Origin of the sequence: Pseudomonas sp. GM102 (assembly GCF_000282555.1) — a bacterium.
Taxonomy (GTDB): Bacteria; Pseudomonadota; Gammaproteobacteria; order Pseudomonadales; family Pseudomonadaceae; genus Aquipseudomonas.
In genome coordinates, this window is record NZ_AKJB01000106.1 from 1 (window position 1) to 877 (window position 877).

1 protein-coding gene is annotated in these 877 nt (G+C 53.2%); it reads left to right on the plus strand.

All coding sequences use genetic code 11. From position 1 onward, the window contains the following. Positions 1 to 877: hypothetical protein (locus tag PMI18_RS05820; RefSeq protein ID WP_007905342.1), on the plus strand; the 877-nt coding region annotated here is incomplete at both ends.

The following is an 877-nucleotide window of genomic DNA, read 5'->3' on the forward strand; positions in this document are numbered from 1 at the left end:
CCTACTCTTCGGCAGCGGACAGTGATTTTGCCGCCCTCGCCCTTTCTGGTTCGGCGAACGATGTTGCGATCGTTGATCCAACGGTCACCTGGGATTCAGAGGATCTCGCCGCTGCCACGTTTAACGTGTCGTTCAAATACGATCACGATCGGAATGCTGCCACCACGCCTGAACTGGTGGAAGGCACGCTGGTGTTTGACAAAGCCAATGACACCTATACCTTCGAGATGGATGCGCTGCAAGTGAAGCAAGACGTCACGCTGGGCGAAGGCACTGGATACGAAACGTATGACGTGGGTGGCACGAGCCCTTCCAGTGGCCCATCACCTGTGGCCACTGGGAAGCTTGGGGAAGGTTTCTACATCCAGATCACGGGCTTCGAGGCACCACTGAGTGCCGGCGGCAATACTGCCGTGGCGGCGGGTGAGCTTGTGAGCGGCACGCAGGCCCCTGTAACCTTGTCCAGCACTGCTCTGGGCGTTTCCGGAAATACGATCCAGGCAGGTGAAGCGGCCAACATCAATTTCTTCCAGACTGATCCGAAAGGAAATCTGGGCGCGAACAATTTTAGTTACGCGACCGATTTCTTTATCAAGTTCGATGGGTACGAGACTGAAAGCGATGATCTTTTGCTTATAGTCAGTCTTGCTGATGCAAATGATCCCTCCATCACTACAACACGTGCCATCTACGTCGACCAAGGCGATGTGTACGAGAACGATACAAACAACGCCGATCTTGTTGGAACCAAGTACGAGGCCCTTATCCTCAACGACCTAGCCGATCCGAACGACCCGTTCCTGGACAATAATGATGCTCTATTGATTGTTGAAAGCAATGACTTCAACATTCAGGCCGGTGATAACTGGCTCATCAA